The organism is Thermodesulfobacteriota bacterium, assembly GCA_040757775.1.
Taxonomy (GTDB): domain Bacteria; phylum Desulfobacterota; class UBA8473; order UBA8473; family UBA8473; genus UBA8473.
Map to the genome: position 1 here is coordinate 21,442 of JBFLWQ010000013.1, position 17,125 is coordinate 38,566.

Genomic DNA, 17,125 nt, shown 5'->3' on the forward strand with positions numbered 1-17,125 from the left:
CGGAATCCAGTAATTTCAAGCACTTATAGTTCCGGCTTTCGCCGGAATGACAGCTTTGGGGACTTTTTACGAGTTTATCAAATATTCCTTGACAACAATAGCTTATAGGTATAAATTGTATGTATAAATGATATACCTATTGGAGGGGTAACAAATGGGCGGTGCATTGAAAAAACTAAATTTTTTTGTGGATGAGGATGTGCGCAAGGAACTCGATAAATTGGTACCTGCCGGACAGAAGAGCAGAATTATAAACGAGGCATTGCGAAAGAAACTATTAATGATCAAGAGGGAAAAGGTAACAGAAAAGCTTATAGCATTAAAGTCCGAAGGCGAAAAGGTGCCAGTGGAAGAGATAGTTGAGGCATTGAAAAGGGACAGGGGGCGGCACGCATGAAGGTCTTTGTGCCTGATGCCTCAGTAATTTTGAAATGGGTACTCGGAGAAACTGAAAATCAGGATAAGGCAATCGAACTTCTGGAAGGCTGGCTTAATCAGGAGTACGAATTTATACTGCCGCCTCTCTGGCTTTACGAGGTTGGAAATGTTCTGGGTTTGAAAAGGGAAAAAGATGCTGAAAAGATTTTGGGACTTCTTCTTGAATATGAGTTTAGAGAATGCAAAATTACAGGAGAACTTGTAAATTCAACATTTGGTTTAATGAGAGAATTTAAAGGGGTTACATTTTATGATGCCATATATCATGCCGTGGCTTTACTTGAAAATGGCGTTATGGTCACGGCTGACAAAGCTTACTTTGAAAAAGCGAAGGACAAGGGCAATATAATATTGATTTGAATAATCATCTAAAAAGGAGGAGTTTCAGAATTTTCATGGTATTCTGGTAATTATAGACTATTGAGCAGAACTAGAGAATTGCTTGTTCTGCTTCTACTTTAAATTTTCGCGATATATTAAGGGAAATAGTTTGTATAATATCTTTTAGGTGACAAAAATGGATTCACCATTCTTCTTTCTGCTAATCGCCGATGCAATCCTTTTGCTGCATGTACTATTAGTCGCTTTCATTCTAGTTGGTCTTACCCTCATTTTCGTGGGGAATGTTCTTGCCTGGTCTTGGGTTCGAAATCCTTGGTTTCGTATCGCGCATCTTTCAACTATCGGCGTAGTGGTTATTCAGTCGTGGTTCGGGGTTATATGTCCTTTCACTACCTGGGAAATGGCGTTGCGCTCACGGGCCGGAGACGCCGTCTACTCCGGTACTTTCATATCACACTGGTTGGAAACTATTTTGTATTATCAAGCGCCGGCATGGATTTTTGTTGTTTGTTATACGGCACTCGGGGCTGTGGTCGTTGCCAGCTGGTTTTATGTCCGTCCGCGCTCATTTAATAAGTCTTTTAGTGATAGTGCCACCTGACAACTCGTTTCTATTAATAGATTCAGTGACTAAATACTACCTCCAGAGCTTCCTCGACGGACCTGACCCCTACCAATTCTATATCCTCTTTGCCTTGAAAGGTCTTCTTATTACTATGGGGCAATATACATCTTGTAAATCCCAGCTTGGCAGATTCTTTTATCCTGATACCTCCCTGACTTATCCCCCTGATCTCTCCCCCCAAACCCACCTCACCAAATACGACGGTTTTAGGATCAACCGGCCTGTCCATGTAACTGGATGCCACTGCTACTACAATTCCCAGGTCAACAGCCGGCTCATCTATCCTCACACCGCCGGCAACGTTCAGAAAAACGTCCTGATTTATCAGGCTCATACCCACCTTTTTCTCCAAAACAGCTACCAATAGAGAGACCCGGTTATGATCCACGCCAATGGTTGTCCTGCGGGGTACAGCGAAACCGGTTGGGCTGACCAGTGCCTGAAGCTCAACGAGGATTGGCCTGGACCCTTCTACGCTGGAGACCACCACTGAGCCAGAAACATTTATGGGCCTCTCCGACAGGAAAAGCTCAGATGGGTTCAGGACTTCCTCCAGACCTGAGTCCTTCATCTCAAAAACCCCAATCTCGTTTGTTGAACCATATCGGTTTTTTACCGCCCGCAGAATCCTGTAAGGATGTCCCCGGTCTCCTTCAAAGTACAGTACAGTATCTACCATGTGCTCCAGGACCCTTGGTCCTGCTATAGCCCCTTCTTTGGTTACATGTCCTATAAGAAATGTAGATACTCCGGTCTTCTTTGCCATGTACATGAGCCTTGCCGCTGTCTCTCTAACCTGAGAGATACTGCCTGGAGCAGATTGTAAAAGGGATGTATAGATTGTCTGGATAGAATCGATCACCAGGACATGGGGTTTGAGCTCCTTTATCACCTCAATGATCTTCTCAAGGGATGTCTCTGAAACAATGTACAGGTTTTTTGAAGACACCCCCAGCCTATCCCCTCTCATCCTAGTTTGCTTGGCTGATTCTTCCCCGGAAACATAGAGGACTTTCCTTTCAGATAAACCCAGATTATTCAGGGCCTGGAGCAGCAGGGTTGACTTTCCAATCCCGGGATCGCCTCCAACCAGAACAACAGACCCCCAAATTACTCCCCCGCCTAAAACCCGGTCAAATTCTACTATGTTTGTGCTTAGCCTGTCCTCTTCATCTATGCTTATCTCAGTTATGGGTTTGGGTGTTTCGGTAATCTCCACCCCCAATAGGTCCATTCGGGAAGGAGATTCTTCGCTGGTTTTCTCTTCTATAAGGGTGTTCCATTCACCGCAATCCGGGCACCTGCCCAGCCACTTGGGCGCATGGTATCCACAGGTTTGACATGAATAGTACGTCTTGATTTTTGTCATTCTGATAAAAGTCCCTTCAGTGATTCTTGACTCCTACAGACTTATTTTTCCTAGCACCACAGACCTTTTAGCCCCGGTTGCCGATGGAAGGTTGCCTGGCATTCCCATGATCGTCTCATTTGCCAGGATGGCAAAAGAGACCGCCTCCTTGGCGTTTGATGGAATCCCGAATTCATCTATAGGAACAATCTGTATATCCTTAAATAAACTTCTCAGCAAGCTAAAGAGGTATGTATTTCGGCTCCCGCCGCCGCATAAAATCACCTTGTCTATTGAGTAGTTTGGGAGGATAAAGTCCTGATATGCCCGATGAATGCTCCTGGCTGTAAAACATGTCAATGTCGCCAACAGGTCTTCTGATGCCATGTCTGGATTCTCTGCAATTAACTCTTTTACCAGGCTTTTACCAAAGGTCTCTACCCCGGTAGACTTGGGAGGAGCAAGCCGAAGATAACTATGAGTCATCAGTTTATCCAGCAGGGCATGGTTTACACTACCCCTTTCTGCCCACCCGCCGTCTGCATCGAAGTCCTTTTCTCCACAAGAAAATATTCTCACTGTTTCGTCAATCAGCGCATTTCCTGGCCCTGTATCAAAGGCGATTGTATCTCTTGCCTTTTCAGTAACTACCGTTACATTGGCAATCCCTCCAATGTTCTGAACTGCCTTTGTTTTACCTTTCTCCCTGAAAAGGAGAAAATCCGCGTATGAAACTAAAGGCGCACCATGACCGCCTGCCGCCATATCCCTTTTCCGGAAATCGGATACCGTAACAATTCCTGTCCGCTCAGCAATTATATCTGCCTCGCCAATCTGTAGTGTAGCCCCCGTCATATCACCCTGCGGTGGAATGTGGTAAATAGTCTGTCCATGAGATGCAATGATGTCTAAATCATTCTTAGAAATCTCGCTCTTAGCGACACATTCCAATGCCGCACCGGCAAATAACTCTCCCAATTCAAAATTGAGCATGCAGATATCAGCTGTAACTCCCTCAAATGTCTGTTCAATCCTTCTCTTTATTTCAACCGGATAAGGATAGTGGAGGTGACATAAAAAATTAACCTTTGTTTTAATGCCATTTCCCCTGATGCTAACCAGAGCAGCATCAACCCCGTCATGGGATGTCCCGGACATAAGACCAATAATCAACCTCTCTTTTTTCCTGGCTATCTTCAAAAGTCTCTTCAATTACTCCTCCAGTCTCCAACCCATATCTTTTTTCCATTCTAATTCACCTCATTCATCGTGTCAACAATCAAGAGGTTTTTTATGAATAAATTGACAAAGTTCTCTAGTTAAAAATATAATGGGGATTATCTCCCAAAGGATTCAACGGGTCAAGGAGTCAAGGATTTGAGGGGAATCAATAATATGGTCACTGAACCGGAAAACAGAGAACTGAAATCGTTTGTCATCGACACAATCCGCAAAAAGGGGAAAATAACCTTTGCAGAGTATATGGATATGGCATTATACCATCCTGTCCACGGGTACTACAATTCCTCCAGGGAAAAGATCGGAAAAGACGGTGACTATTACACAAGTTCTCATATCCACCCGGTATTCGGGTATCTTATAGCAAGATTGATCTATCAAATGTGGAATATCCTGGGGAAAATATCTGATTTCACTATAGTGGAGGCAGGGGCTGGAAAAGGGTTTTTGTGTTGTGATATACTGGACTACGCCAGAAAACAGTTGCCAGATTTTTATGAATCATTGACCTATAAGATCATAGAGATAAGCAGCTATTTCCCTGCTTTTCAGAAAGAACTGCTTAAAAATCACTCTCATGAAGGCAGGGTTATATGGCATTCCCATACAGATTTAAAGAAAGGAGACCTCCGATTTGACGGGTGTTATCTCTCCAATGAACTCCTTGATTCCTTTCCTTTCAATGTGGTCAAAATGGAAGGGGGGAACCTAAAAGAGGTGTATGTAACTTTCAACAAAAGTGGTTTCGTGGAAGGGCTTGGCGAGCTGTCCACCCCTGCATTAGAACAGTACTTTACAAACCTGAATATAAAACTGGAGGAAGGGCAAAAGGCTGAGGTAAACCTGGGAATTTTCGACTGGCTGAAAGAAATCCACAGAGCCATGGGCAAAGGATTCGTCATAACCATTGATTACGGGTACACAGCAGATGAGCTTTTCGCCCCGCATAGAACAGATGGCACTATTTCCTGCTACTACAGACATACTATCAATCACAATCCCTATATAAGACCAGGCTTTCAGGATATTACAGCACATGTTGACTTTACAACCCTGATGGAAACGGGCGAAAAGATGGATTTGAAGAAGACCATCTATTTAGAACAGCACAGGTTTCTCATAGCTCTGGGTCTCCTCGATATCATGGAGGACTTGGAGAAAAACAAGCACAATATGTCAACACTGGAATACTATAAAGAAAAACTAGCCATGAAAAACTTTCTTATGCCCGGGGGTATGGGAGTCCTGTTCAAGGTCTTAATACAACAGAAAGGGCTTGAGGATGCTAAGCTAAAATTAAAGTTGTAAGTCAATTAATTCTGTGCTAGATTTTTTTATACTAGGAATGTTATTAAAACCACAAGGAGGATTCTATGGTTGCTTTATTCAAAGCTAGAATTGAAGCACAATTAGCACATCAGTTGAAGTTGAGAACTCAAGAACTCTGGAAGATGCGCAGGGGGAAAAAGAAGCTGCCTTTTATAACAATTTCAAGGGAATTCGGCTGCCGTGTTTATCCAATAGTGGAAACCCTGCAGAACAAGCTTGATAGGCTTACAGGTGAAGAATACCCCTGGGCCGTTTTTGATAAAGAGGTTATCCATAAAATAGCCGATGAGCACAACCTCTCTGAAGCCCTTGCGAATTCTCTGGATGAAAACCAGCGTTCACAGATGCAACAGTACATGGATCATATATTTCTCGGCAGGCCCAACGAGTACAAAATTTTCCAATACCTTACCCGGGTACTCATAGGCCTGGCAGAGACAGGGAATGCAATCTTGATAGGAAGAGGCAGCTGCATCATTACAAAGGATGTCGAAAGAGGGCTTCATGTACGTCTCATTGCTCCTTTTGAATTCCGTAAAAAAAAGATCATGGATGAAATGGGGATTTCGGAAGATGAAGCAATAAAGTTAGTTACAAGGACTGAAAATGAAAGAGAGGCTTTCGTTGAAAAGTATACGTTTAAGTCCATAAAGGACCCTTACAACTTTCACATACTAATCAATAGCGCCCTCTCTTCACTGGATGAAATAGCAGAGATAATCATACATAATCTCAAGACCAAGGGCTACATTTAAGCAGATTCCTGACCGGATAAATCCCCCTTCCCTCTTAACCAAACTGAATCAGGTAAGCTCTCTAAATGGATGAAAGATTAAAAACAGAAGATATCATATGGAATCTAGCCGACCTCTATCAGGGGATAGAAGACTCCCGTATAGAAGAAGATATAGAAAGGCTACGGTGTGGGATATCCAATTTTTCAAAAGAATACAGGGGAAAGGTCAGAGACCTTGATCCCAAAGGTCTCTTTACGGCTCTTTATAAACTTGAGGGACTCAACCAATTACTTGGCAAAATAGAGAGTTTTGCGTTCTTAAATTATTCGACCAGGTCCCAGGATGCAAAAGCCGGTGCATTTCTACAGCAGGCTTTTGAACTGGAGAGCGAGTTCCAAAGAGACATTGTCTTTTTTAACCTGGAGTGGGCAAACCTGGACAACGAAACCTCAGAAAAGCTGTTATATGCCCCTGAAATAGAAAAATACCGTCACTTCCTGAACGTCCTGAAAAAATACAGGCATCACCAACTAAGCGAGACCGAAGAAAGGGTCCTGGCAGAAAAAGAGCCTGCGGGACTGAGCAGCTGGACCAGGCTCTTTGATAAGATCATCTCCCAGAAAAAGTTCGGAGAAAGGGGAAGGGTAGAAGAAGAGATTCTGGCAGACATGTATAACAGCAATCGCGAGGTCAGGAAAAGGGCATCTCAAGAATTAACCGCTGGTCTTTCAGAATATTCACATATATTAACACATATTTTTAATACTATCCTGACCGATCACATGATTACAGACAGGCTTAGGAAGTATCCTGAATGGATAAGCTCCAGAAATCTGTCAAACGAGGTGGATGAAAAAACGGTCAATGCTCTGACCGATGCAGTCAGGAGCCGTTATGACATACCTATGCGATACTATAAATTAAAAAAGGAGATGTTAGGGTACAATGAACTTTTCGATTATGACCGTTATGCCCCCCTGCCCTTCTCTCCTGAAAGGGTCGTGTCATGGGACGAATGCAGAGAAACACTCCTTGACGCTTTCGGGGATTTTTCCAAAGAGATGAAGGATATTGCTCTGATGTTCTTCAATAAACACTGGATACATGCCCCTGTAATGCTGGGGAAGAGAGGTGGCGCCTTTTCTCACCCCTGCATTCCCGATGTCCATCCTTATGTAATGGTTAATTACACAGGCAACATCCGTGACGTACAGACCGTCGCCCACGAACTGGGTCATGGAATTCACCAGTATCTGGCAGGCAAAGAGCAAGGATATTTCAATAGTCAGACACCCCTCACCATGGCAGAAACCGCATCTGTCTTTGGTGAAATGCTGGTTTTCAAAAAACAGTTAAAAACAGCCCCCAAAAGAGAAGATGAAATAAGCCTTATCTGCAGTAAACTGGAGGCTATGTTTGCAACCGTTTTCAGGCAAATATCCATGTATCTCTTTGAGGATGCGGTACATAAGGAAAGAAGGGGTACAGGGGAACTGTCAAATGAGAAATTTAACGAATTATGGACAAAAACCCAAAAAGATATGTTCGGTGACTCGATCACCCTCACAGAAAACTATTCTATCTGGTGGAGTTATATCCCCCATTTCCTGCATTCCAGAGGATATGTCTATGCATATGCCTTTGGCGAGCTTCTGACCCTGTCCCTTTATAAGAGCTACGAAAGAGAGGGAAACGAGTTTATACCCAAATACATCGGTCTTCTCTCATCCGGGGGGAAAGACTCTCCTGCAAATCTGGTGAAACCCTTTGGGGTAAAACTGGACGACCCTGACTTCTGGTTAGAGGGTTTGACAATCATGGATGAAATGCTTGCAATATTAGAAGATATTACAACAAACCAAATCAGGAGGAAACAATGAGTACTTTTAATGACCGTCTTATTCGTGCAGCTAAGCTGGATGTTAATCTCTATGAAGAAGTCGAGGCTGATAATGGAGCATTGGGACAGGCTATGATTGTAGTTATTATTTCAAGTTTAGCGGCCGGGATAGGAAGCTTTCAAAGGGCAGGATTTGGCGGGATTTTCATAGGCACCCTCGCGGCCCTTGCCGGGTGGTATCTCTGGGCATGGCTAACTTACCTTATTGGGACAAAGCTCCTTCCAGAGCCACAAACCAGAGCTGACCCTGGCGAGTTGTTGAGAACTATAGGCTTCTCAAGCTCTCCAGGGTTGATCCGGGTGCTTGGTATAATCCCGGGGCTAACAGGAATTATCTTTTTTGTTGCCGGAATCTGGATGCTGGTGGCAATGGTTATAGCAGTTAGACAAGCCCTTGATTATAGCAGTACATTACGTGCTGTAGGTGTATGTACCATTGGCTGGATTATTCAACTACTGGTAATGTGGTTATTGTTTTCTATCATGGGTGATTTCGGAAAGGCAGTATAATTGAAGCAAACCGATAATATAAAAATAACTAAAAAGATTTTTATCCCGTTCCTGCTTGCCCTTTTCCTCAGTGCATGCCTCCAGAGGGCAGCTGTAAAAGTAAAAGAGCCTGAGAATGCCCTTGTATTGTTTAAAAGCTGGAGGATACCTGATTTTACAGATGATATGGACAGGGATTCTCTGAAAGCAGCCATCGGGAGAAGCATTGATTACCTCAAAAGACTCCCTCCAGACAGGGAATTTGTCTATGGTCCCCATGCTTACACTGCCGGATATCTAGCAGAGTCCATGAATACATTCTTAGACATCCTTACAAACTCCGCCAGTCCAAAAGACTTAAACAAAAAGATTAAAGGGCACTTTTACATTTACAAATCAGCTGGAACTGATGGAGGAGGTTCTGTGCTCTTTACAGGATACTATGAACCAGTGCTTAAAGGCAGCTTAACCAGGTCTGATGAATACAAGTACCCTATATACACAAAACCCGGTGATTTAATGGTGATTGATCTGGGGCAATTCAATCCAAAGTTTGAAACGGAGAAGATAGTAGCAAGATACAATGGTAATAAGGTTGTTCCTTATTACAGCAGGGAAGAGATTGATGTAGAAAAAGCCCTTGAAGGCAAGGGGTTAGAATTGTTTTGGGTATCTGACCCTGTACAACTCTTCTTTTTGCATGTTCAGGGCTCAGGAATTATTGATTTGGGAGATACAAAAATCCAGAGGATACATTATGCGGCATCCAACGGAAGACCCTATCGAAGCATAGGAAGGAAATTAGTAGATGAAAACATAATCCCAGGAAAGAAGATATCCTTACAAAGCATAAAAGCCTATTTTAAAGACCATCCTGAAGAAAGGGGCAGAATCCTTAATTACAATGAGAGCTATGTATTTTTTGAAAAGGGCGAAAATGGACCTCTTGGAAACACAGGAGTTATTCTTACTCCGGGAAGATCCATAGCTACTGACAATAGATTGTTCCCCAAAGCAGGGCTTGCCTTCATTACGACTCAGAAGCCTGAGATAGACCAGTCTGGCAGAATAAGTGAGTGGAAATGTTTTTCAAGATTTGTTGTTAACCAGGACACAGGCGGGGCAATCAGGGGTCCTGACAGGGTAGACCTGTTCTGGGGCAGTGGAAAGGATGCAGAGATTGCAGCAGGTGCTATGCAGCATTACGGGGAGATGTACTTTCTGGTGAAGAAACCTCCCAAGAAATGATCTGAGAGGAGGAAAAGAGAAGATGTCCATTTTTAACAAAGAAGACCTTGACCGTATATGCAATGAGGAGGCATCATGGACCGATGCAGCCGGTCTTGAAAGGTCTCCAAAACTCATGACTGACGCTAATATCGAGGTTAAAGCTGTTTACACTCCCTCCGATCTTCCCGACTTTGATTACATAAGAGACATTGGCTTCCCGGGAGACTATCCTTATACACGAGGACCCTATACGGAGATGTGGAGACATCGGCCCTGGCGTTACAGTGTCTTTACCGGCTTTGGAAGCGCCGAGGACACACACGAACGGTGGAAGTTTCTCTATGAGAGCGGGCAGAGAAATTTCAGCGTCCTTCCCGACCTGCCAACCCATATGGGACTCGATTCAGATGACCCTCTGGCATTGGAGGAAGTGGGCCGCGTTGGCCTCGCCATAGATTCCCTCAGGGATTTTGAGATCCTGTTTGAGGGGCTTCCCATGGACAAGGCCCTTTTCAGTTGCAACGAGGAGACACTGGCTGCCATTATCATTGCCTTTTTCATCGCTACGGCGGAAAAGCGGGGTATTGATCGCTCCCGACTAACGGGTGCTATTTCCAACGACCCCCTTGCAGCAGTCCACAAGGGAACCACAGTCTTTCCCCTGAAGCATGGTGTACGGCTAGCCTGCGATTTGATCGAGTACTGCTCCAGGGAACTCCCGCTTTATTATCCCATTAACCTGAAGGCAGTAAACCTGAGCGAGGGGGGAGCAAATTGCGTCCAGGAGCTTGCCTTTACCCTGTCAAATGCAATCTGCTACATCGAGGAGCTTCTTAAAAGAGGACTTGAAATCGATGCATTCGCCCCCAAGCTCTCAATATTTTTCGCCTCAGGGATCCATATAATCGAAGAGGCGGCTAAGTATCGTGCCGCTAGGAGAATGTGGGCACGGATGATGAAGGAAAGGTTCAGAGCCACAAAACCGGCTTCCCTATCCCTCAAGTTCACGGCCATGGCCAATCCTAACATGCTCCAGGCTGAAGAGCCCGAGCTTAACCTGGTCCGGGCAGCTTATGGAGCCCTCGCAAGTGCCCTCGGCGGAGCATCGGGTACTCCACATCCCTGCTATGATGAGGCATATGCTATTCCTACTCAGAAAAGCCAGAGTCTTGCACTCGGAACCCTTCAGATCCTGGCCGAGGAAACAAACGTCACAAAGACAGTAGATCCCCTGGGAGGCTCCTACTTCGTAGAATACCTGACCAATCGTATCGAGGAGGAGGCTCTACGGAAAATGGAGAAAGTCGAGGACATTGGGGGAGCAGTTAAAGCCATGGAGACAGGATATATCCTCGGGGATATTATGGAGACCTTTGTCAAGGAGAGAAAGGCTATAGAGAGCGGGGAAAAGGTCATTGTGAGGAAAAACAAGTATGTGGTCCCCGGCGAGAACGTCTATCAGGTATGGGACAGGCTGAAGGTTCACAAAACCGATCCCAAATCGACGAAAAAACAAATCGAGCGGTTGGAGAGAGTCAGAAAAGAACGGGACAACCTGGAGGTTAGCCGATGTCTGGAGCGACTGCGGTTTGCAGCTAAAGGAAAAGAGAATCTGATGCCATATCTTCTCGATGCAGCGAGGGAATACGCCACAATCGGCGAGATGGCCCGGGTGCTTAAGGAGATCTTTGGGGAGTACACCGATCCCTGTATTTTCTGATTGGCAAATTGACAGATTAAAAGAGGAGCGGTTTGTAATGCAAAAAATGCGTGTGCTGATTGCAAAGCTGGGGTTAGACGGGCATGACCTTGGTGCGAAATGGGTGGCAAGGGGGCTTCGGGATGCAGGGATGGAAGTAATCTATACCGGCAGACAAAAGACTCCCGAACAGGTAGCATCTACGGCACTTCAGGAAGATGCGGATGTCGTTGGACTGAGCTTCTTATCTGGGGCACACCTGGGGTTAACGGAGAGGTTGATAATATGTCTTAGGGCTCTTGGCATCGAAGACAAAAAAGTTGTCGTAGGTGGTGTCATCCCGAAGGAGGATATCTCTCAGCTCAAGGAGATGGGGGTTATCGAGGTCTTCCCGATAGGGAGCCAGATTAACAAGATTGTCGAGACCCTCGCCGAAAGCTGGAACAGATAGAAACTGTCATTGCGAGGAGCAGGTGAGCCGAAGCCCTGAACGAAGTGAAGGGGACGTGGCAAACGTAAGACCATATAAAAACGGGGAGACATGTTCAAGCGAGGCAAGGTTTGCCATACTTTTTTCTGAGAGGTACCTTCTTTATCTTTCCACTGGCTGTCTTTGGAAGTTCGTCAACAAAAATCACTGATTTTGGTGTCTTGTATCCTGCTAATTTCCCTTTACAGAAATCCAGTGCCTCTTTCTCCGTCATGGTTTCTCCCTCTTTTAAGGCAATTATGGCCTTACCCACCTCTCCCCATTCATCATCAGCAACCCCAATTACTGCCGACTCCAGAATCTTCGGGTGAATAGCATAGACCTTTTCAATCTCTGCCGGATAGACATTCTCACCGCCGCTTATAAACATATCCTTCTCTCTGTCTACTATGTAAACGTATCCCTCATCATCTACCCTGGCAAGGTCTCCGGTATGCAACCAACCACCTCTTATGGTCCGGGCTGTCTCCTCTGGAAGATTCCAATAGTCTGTCATCTGAATAGGGCCTTTTACAATGATCTCTCCGATCTCCCCTGGCACTACATCCGCACCTTTCCTGTTTACCACTTTGACATCACTATGGAAGACAGGCAACCCCACAGAACCTGCTTTTCTGATAGAATCAACCTCAGGAAGCCACAGGACAATAGAGGTCTCCGTCTGACCGAATACCTGTCTTATGGGTATATTCCTTTTTTGGTATTCTTTAATGAGGGAAAGGGGGCATACTTCACCTGCTGTCATACATGTCCTCAGGGAGTTAAGAACATACCTTTCCATATCGGTCTTCTTCAGTATAAAGTTGAGCATGGTGGGAACCGCCATCATCAGGGTGATCTTATACCTTTCGATGAGCCGTAATACCTCTTCAGGATCAAAGTGTTTCTGAATAATAGCCGTCCCTCCTTTATAAAGGATGGGTACTGCGGTTATGTTGAGCCCGCCGGAATGAAAAAGGGGCATTACTACCAGCATCCTGTCGGTTGAAGATATATCAAAGTAAATATCTGCATTGAAGGTATTGTAGAATGTCTTCCTGTGAGATAAAAGTGCCCCTTTAGGCTGGCCGGTAGTCCCTGACGTATACATGATCATCTGAGGGTCTTCCAGTTCAACCTCTTCCTTAATTTCAGGTTCACTCATCGGATGCCGGAGGAGCAGTCCTTCATAGTCAAACGCCCAGGAAGGTGTATCACCATCTACCTGGATAAAGTTTCCTTTCTTAACAGGTATAGCTGAACGAATGGAATCTACAGCATCAGCAAGATCAGAGTTATATATCAGCATCTCCGCCCCACAGTTGTTCAACATAAACTCCAGCTCAGGCCCTGCAAGCCTGAAGTTCAGGGGAACAAATATTGCACCCAATTTAGCTGCAGCAAAGTAGACCTCTAAAAACTGATGGCAGTTGTAAAACAGGACTGCCACTCTATCGCCCTTTTTAATTCCACTATCGACCATTGCATGTGCCAGTTGATTGGTCCTTTCATTGACCTGCCGGTAGGAAAATTCTTTTTCTTCGAATATTACAGCCGTCTTTCCAGAAGAGAGGATTGCCCTCTTCCTGATCCAATCACCAACATTCATCTCATTATTGTCCCCTTTGGGAAATGGGAGAAAAACCCTTCCGCCTGAGGCGGAAAGACTTCAGTTCGATCTTTTGCGCCGCAAGGATTCGAGGGGTCGAGGATTCCAGGATTCGAGAGTAATGAAGAAAAGATTCTCCCTTGACCCCTTTCCGCCTCTGGCGGACTTGAACCCTTAAGCCATCGGCTTTAGACGATGGTAGTTAACATCTTCTAAAAGCTATTCTCCAAGATAGTACTTCCTGGGATCAAACATCCGCAGCATTATAAGCTCTTCCAGCTCAGGAGGAGGTATCTCTTCCGGGTCAGAAGAGACCTTTAAATCCCATCCGCAGTTCTCCTTTATTTGTCGGATATGATCTTCCTTCGTGGTTACCCCCTTGTCTGGAAAATAACCTGTAAGGGTAAATTCCTCATCATTCCCTATCTTTTCAAAGACACCCAGGGTGGATACCAGTGTGGTAACCTTTCTCCCCGGGGAGGTTATGTAGCTTACCCTATCCAAAAACCGCCTTCTGGAATGGACGGCAATTGCAACTACCTCCTGAGCACATGTAGCAATATCATTTGCACCTCCCGACCCGGCAATATATAAGAGCCTCTCCGGAATCTTTGTTGTATTGATATTCCCATATTTGTCTATCTGGCCTATCCCCAGGGTGCCAACACATCTATTCCTGGAGCCGCCCATAAATATACCCATGATGTCATGGGTGTCAACTATTGCCTTGCAGGTAGGGAAATTACGGTTGTTAAATACGGCGGGATCAAAAGGTGTAGGGGTGTAACCATATAGACCTATTTCTGCCATAAGCTCTATGTCGAATCCCTCTTCCTTCAGGTCAAAATAGGCAAGCCATGCCCCAAGGTTGGCAATTCCTGCACCAGCAAGTATTGTCCTGTAATCATTTTTCTTTATTTTCTCTTTCGTTTTTCTCCCCGCAATAACAATTGCCATCTCAAGTGGAGTATATTCAGGAGAATCGTATTCTCTGGTGATTGCCTCTACATCATACCGCCATGAATCGGCATGGGTCTTCCCTTTCAGTGCAAGGATACGATTGTAGCCCAATTTGTTCAAATAATCTTTGTGATCTTTACATCCCAGAACCCATTTGTCTATCCACCTGTCGAACTCCTCCGGGTTCTTTGCCGCTTCACATGCCTCGTCCACAAAATCGTAATCCTCAGCATAAACTGGAAAATCACTCATGCCCCCCTTGGCAAGGCCACTGGGATGGGAGCCTAATGGTACCTCACACACTGCGGTGACATAGTCTCCCGGAAGCTTCATAAGATGTGAATACTGCCTTATAAAATCGGTAGAGACTATCTTCTCTACCGTTACTATAGTCCCTTTTTTACTTCCCATACAACCGTAGAGGTTCTCTGCATATGGAGGAAGCAGCAGGGTATTCCCATACCTATCAGCAGCCCAACCATGGGTCAGGGATATATCAGGATAAAGCGCCCTTGCCAGACCAATTTTCTCTCCGCCCTGGAAGGGATCATCTATTACAATAAAGTCTTCTTTGTTCTCCTTCTCCATATCACTGCCGATGAGGGATTTTGTCGGCATGAATTCTACACCCATGGCAGCAGCCTTTAACCTGAGAGGTAACGAAAGTATGGACCATATCTCTATCTGTGTGGTCTTTTCTTTGTATGCCCTTTGAAAGACAGCATTAGGACCTATTGTATAATAAGGGTCTCCACAGTAAGTGGTAATGAGCTTCTTTACCAGACCACCATGAACGAGAACAGCTATGGGGTGATTTAATGATATACCAGTTATTGTAAAATCTGGCATTTTCCCCCAAAACTGTCTCGCAATCTCATAGATAATTGCACTGCACCACCTCACTCCTGTCTGACAGGTATGCAGCAGCATACCAGGGTTTATATTGTTTCTTACTACCCCGGCCAAATCACATACCTTGTCTGTCCCTTCGTACTCCCTTATCTTAAACCTGTTTTCCAATATCTCTTTAACCTTACCCTTCATTCTTCTTCTACCAACCCCTCTTGAGTATAGTGACCGCACTGGACTGGACATCACCCAGTTCTATAGTATCCTGAAACCCTCCGGCACAGTGGGTAAAGGCAACTTTTGCCCCTTTTACCTGATTTTCTGCAACTCCCCGGAGCTGCCATACCGCTTCGGCTACCTGAGCCAGACCAGTGGCTCCTATAGGATGCCCTCTGGACATCAGCCCACCGCTGGGACTTACCGGCAATTTCCCCCCCATATCGGATATCCCTTCTTCGATGAATCTACCCCCCCCACCTTTCTTGCAAAACCCGAAGTCTTCATAGTGAATAATCTCAGCTATAGTAAAACAATCATGGACCTCCGCAAAATCAAGGTCTTCGGGTCCAATACCGGCAGTTTCATAGGCATCTAATGCCGCCAGACGATCTGACCCAAAGGTAGTGATGTCCTTGCATTTCTCATACGGACCTGACCTAAGAGCAGAGGCTGCTATTTCAACAGGTTTTCTGGTATATTTATTAACAACCTCTTTGCTGCAAAGGATTGCTGCAGCAGATCCATCGGTAGTGGGACAACAGTTTAAAAGGGTCAGGGGTTCTACTATAACAGGAGAATTCAAGACCTCCTCTATCGTTATAGGGTCTTTATACTGGCAGCGAGGGTTAGGACCTGCATTCTTACGATTTTTTACAGCAACCATGGCGAGATGCTCAGGGGTCGTGCCGTAGTCAGCCATATGACGGGTTGCAACATTCCCAAAATAGATGGGGGGACTGAAACCCATCAACGTGAGCAATTCTACCCCGTCTGAGGTCAGAGGACGTCCCTTTCCTGTTCTCCCCGTTAGTTTTTCTACACCAATGGCAAGGGCTACATCGTACATGCCTGTACCCACCGCCATCCAGGCTTCTCTCAGGGCAGTAGAACCACTGGAGCAAAAGTTCCCTACACTGCTTATGGGGATTCCTGAAATACCCAATTCCCATAGAATAGATTGCCCAACCCCGCATTCTCTATTGTAAAGCTGCCCTGTTCTGGCATGTCCGGCATATGCAACCTGTATATCCTTCTTATTGATACAGGCATCCCGTAAGGCATTCAAGGCTGCCGTCCTTCCCAGTTCTATAACATTGGACTCAGGAAATCTACCGAACATGGTCATCCCTACACCAATGATATACACGGTTCTCATAATCCAACTCCTTTAAAAGTTAAAGGGAAACAGGCTTGAACTTGTATCCATATACCGCCTGACCCGCCTCATCTTCACGAATTTTGTCAACAATAAGCTCTAAGTCCATATTGATCTTTAACTTCTCTTTATCACACTCTGCAAGAGGCGAGAATATCCGCAGCCCTTCCGGGAGATCTACATATCCTATGGCATAAGGGGCATTAAAACCTAACGGTGCCGCCTTCACTATGCAGTAGGTATATAATTTCCCCTTATTGCCCAAGAGTACGTCCTCCGGCATCTCATCCTTCAGGCAGTTTGGGCAGATAGCCCTCCTGGGGAAGAAATACTCCCCACAGGAGCTACACTTACTTCCTATCAGATGGGGCTTTTCAGAGGGAGACTCCGGCAATTTGATAAAGGGTCTTAGCTTCGGATCTATGAAGTCCCCTATCGTATCAACTCTCGAAACGCTATTGTCTCTTGTCATCCAGTATACTCCTCT

The 17,125-nt window shown here is 45.2% G+C and carries 16 protein-coding genes; 10 read left to right on the forward strand and 6 right to left on the reverse strand.

Going from position 1 to position 17,125, the window contains the following annotated elements; translation table 11 throughout:
• The first annotated feature begins 154 nt into the window (after positions 1 to 154).
• From AB1401_09200 to AB1401_09210, 3 genes are all read left to right on the forward strand, one after another.
• The gene (locus tag AB1401_09200) at positions 155 to 397 is read left to right on the forward strand and encodes a hypothetical protein (GenBank protein MEW6615626.1); all 243 of its coding nucleotides are present in this window, start codon (positions 155 to 157) and stop codon (positions 395 to 397) included.
• Positions 394 to 798, forward strand: a complete 405-nt coding sequence (locus tag AB1401_09205; protein MEW6615627.1) for a type II toxin-antitoxin system VapC family toxin — start codon at positions 394 to 396, stop codon at positions 796 to 798. The genes AB1401_09200 and AB1401_09205 overlap by 4 nt, the downstream gene beginning before the upstream one ends.
• A gap of 157 nt (positions 799 to 955) precedes the next feature.
• Positions 956 to 1,381, forward strand: a complete 426-nt coding sequence (locus AB1401_09210) for a DUF2784 domain-containing protein (GenBank protein MEW6615628.1) — start codon at positions 956 to 958, stop codon at positions 1,379 to 1,381.
• A gap of 22 nt (positions 1,382 to 1,403) precedes the next feature.
• Here AB1401_09210 and radA read toward each other — a convergent pair whose 3' ends face one another.
• Positions 1,404 to 2,774 (reverse strand): DNA repair protein RadA, encoded by a 1,371-nt coding sequence (radA, locus tag AB1401_09215; GenBank protein MEW6615629.1) that lies wholly within the window; start codon positions 2,772 to 2,774, stop codon positions 1,404 to 1,406.
• 33 nt (positions 2,775 to 2,807) lie between these two features.
• A complete protein-coding gene (locus AB1401_09220) occupies positions 2,808 to 3,965 on the reverse strand; it encodes an anhydro-N-acetylmuramic acid kinase (protein MEW6615630.1) in 1,158 nt (385 codons plus the stop codon).
• A 183-nt stretch (positions 3,966 to 4,148) separates the two neighbouring features.
• On the opposite strand from AB1401_09220, the gene AB1401_09225 reads away from it, so the two are divergent.
• The 7 genes from AB1401_09225 (at position 4,149) to AB1401_09255 (ending at position 11,827) form a co-directional block, all read left to right on the forward strand.
• Positions 4,149 to 5,300: an SAM-dependent methyltransferase gene (locus AB1401_09225; protein MEW6615631.1), complete on the forward strand. Its 1,152-nt coding sequence runs from the start codon at positions 4,149 to 4,151 to the stop codon at positions 5,298 to 5,300.
• 65 nt (positions 5,301 to 5,365) lie between these two features.
• Positions 5,366 to 6,076, forward strand: a complete 711-nt coding sequence (locus AB1401_09230) for a cytidylate kinase-like family protein (GenBank protein MEW6615632.1) — start codon at positions 5,366 to 5,368, stop codon at positions 6,074 to 6,076.
• Positions 6,077 to 6,141: 65 nt separating this feature from the next.
• Positions 6,142 to 7,938, forward strand: coding sequence for a M3 family oligoendopeptidase (locus AB1401_09235; protein ID MEW6615633.1), 1,797 nt, complete (start codon positions 6,142 to 6,144; stop codon positions 7,936 to 7,938).
• A complete protein-coding gene (locus AB1401_09240) occupies positions 7,935 to 8,468 on the forward strand; it encodes a YIP1 family protein (GenBank protein MEW6615634.1) in 534 nt (177 codons plus the stop codon). Before AB1401_09235 ends, AB1401_09240 begins: the two co-directional genes overlap by 4 nt.
• Positions 8,469 to 9,695 (forward strand): MltA domain-containing protein, encoded by a 1,227-nt coding sequence (locus AB1401_09245; protein MEW6615635.1) that lies wholly within the window; start codon positions 8,469 to 8,471, stop codon positions 9,693 to 9,695. It abuts the gene before it with no gap.
• A gap of 22 nt (positions 9,696 to 9,717) precedes the next feature.
• Complete coding sequence (locus AB1401_09250) at positions 9,718 to 11,397, forward strand: methylmalonyl-CoA mutase family protein (protein MEW6615636.1); 1,680 nt, start codon at positions 9,718 to 9,720, stop codon at positions 11,395 to 11,397.
• A 37-nt stretch (positions 11,398 to 11,434) separates the two neighbouring features.
• A complete protein-coding gene (locus AB1401_09255; GenBank protein MEW6615637.1) occupies positions 11,435 to 11,827 on the forward strand; it encodes a cobalamin B12-binding domain-containing protein in 393 nt (130 codons plus the stop codon).
• A gap of 94 nt (positions 11,828 to 11,921) precedes the next feature.
• On the opposite strand, the gene AB1401_09260 is transcribed toward AB1401_09255, so the two are convergent.
• The 4 genes from AB1401_09260 to AB1401_09275 all read right to left on the reverse strand — a co-directional run bounded on the left by AB1401_09260 (position 11,922) and on the right by AB1401_09275 (position 17,110).
• The gene (locus AB1401_09260) at positions 11,922 to 13,454 is read right to left on the reverse strand and encodes a long-chain fatty acid--CoA ligase (GenBank protein ID MEW6615638.1); all 1,533 of its coding nucleotides are present in this window, start codon (positions 13,452 to 13,454) and stop codon (positions 11,922 to 11,924) included.
• A 219-nt stretch (positions 13,455 to 13,673) separates the two neighbouring features.
• Positions 13,674 to 15,458 (reverse strand): CoA-transferase, encoded by a 1,785-nt coding sequence (locus AB1401_09265; GenBank protein ID MEW6615639.1) that lies wholly within the window; start codon positions 15,456 to 15,458, stop codon positions 13,674 to 13,676.
• A 7-nt stretch (positions 15,459 to 15,465) separates the two neighbouring features.
• Positions 15,466 to 16,638, reverse strand: coding sequence for a thiolase family protein (locus tag AB1401_09270; protein MEW6615640.1), 1,173 nt, complete (start codon positions 16,636 to 16,638; stop codon positions 15,466 to 15,468).
• Between the two features lie 19 nt (positions 16,639 to 16,657).
• The gene (locus tag AB1401_09275; GenBank protein MEW6615641.1) at positions 16,658 to 17,110 is read right to left on the reverse strand and encodes a Zn-ribbon domain-containing OB-fold protein; all 453 of its coding nucleotides are present in this window, start codon (positions 17,108 to 17,110) and stop codon (positions 16,658 to 16,660) included.
• Between the last annotated feature and the right edge of the window lie 15 nt (positions 17,111 to 17,125).

Excerpts from the sequence above, each read along its gene's own strand:
- AB1401_09200 (MEW6615626.1), top strand. The coding sequence starts at position 155 with ATGGGCGGTGCATTGAAAAAACTAAATTTTTTTGTGGATGAGGATGTG.
- AB1401_09205 (MEW6615627.1), top strand. The coding sequence starts at position 394 with ATGAAGGTCTTTGTGCCTGATGCCTCAGTAATTTTGAAATGGGTACTC.
- AB1401_09210 (MEW6615628.1), top strand. The coding sequence starts at position 956 with ATGGATTCACCATTCTTCTTTCTGCTAATCGCCGATGCAATCCTTTTG.
- radA (MEW6615629.1), bottom strand. The coding sequence starts at position 2,774 with ATGACAAAAATCAAGACGTACTATTCATGTCAAACCTGTGGATACCAT.
- AB1401_09225 (MEW6615631.1), top strand. The coding sequence starts at position 4,149 with ATGGTCACTGAACCGGAAAACAGAGAACTGAAATCGTTTGTCATCGAC.
- AB1401_09230 (MEW6615632.1), top strand. The coding sequence starts at position 5,366 with ATGGTTGCTTTATTCAAAGCTAGAATTGAAGCACAATTAGCACATCAG.
- AB1401_09235 (MEW6615633.1), top strand. The coding sequence starts at position 6,142 with ATGGATGAAAGATTAAAAACAGAAGATATCATATGGAATCTAGCCGAC.
- AB1401_09240 (MEW6615634.1), top strand. The coding sequence starts at position 7,935 with ATGAGTACTTTTAATGACCGTCTTATTCGTGCAGCTAAGCTGGATGTT.
- AB1401_09250 (MEW6615636.1), top strand. The coding sequence starts at position 9,718 with ATGTCCATTTTTAACAAAGAAGACCTTGACCGTATATGCAATGAGGAG.
- AB1401_09255 (MEW6615637.1), top strand. The coding sequence starts at position 11,435 with ATGCAAAAAATGCGTGTGCTGATTGCAAAGCTGGGGTTAGACGGGCAT.
- AB1401_09260 (MEW6615638.1), bottom strand. The coding sequence starts at position 13,454 with ATGAATGTTGGTGATTGGATCAGGAAGAGGGCAATCCTCTCTTCTGGA.
- AB1401_09265 (MEW6615639.1), bottom strand. The coding sequence starts at position 15,458 with ATGAAGGGTAAGGTTAAAGAGATATTGGAAAACAGGTTTAAGATAAGG.
- AB1401_09270 (MEW6615640.1), bottom strand. The coding sequence starts at position 16,638 with ATGAGAACCGTGTATATCATTGGTGTAGGGATGACCATGTTCGGTAGA.
- AB1401_09275 (MEW6615641.1), bottom strand. The coding sequence starts at position 17,110 with ATGACAAGAGACAATAGCGTTTCGAGAGTTGATACGATAGGGGACTTC.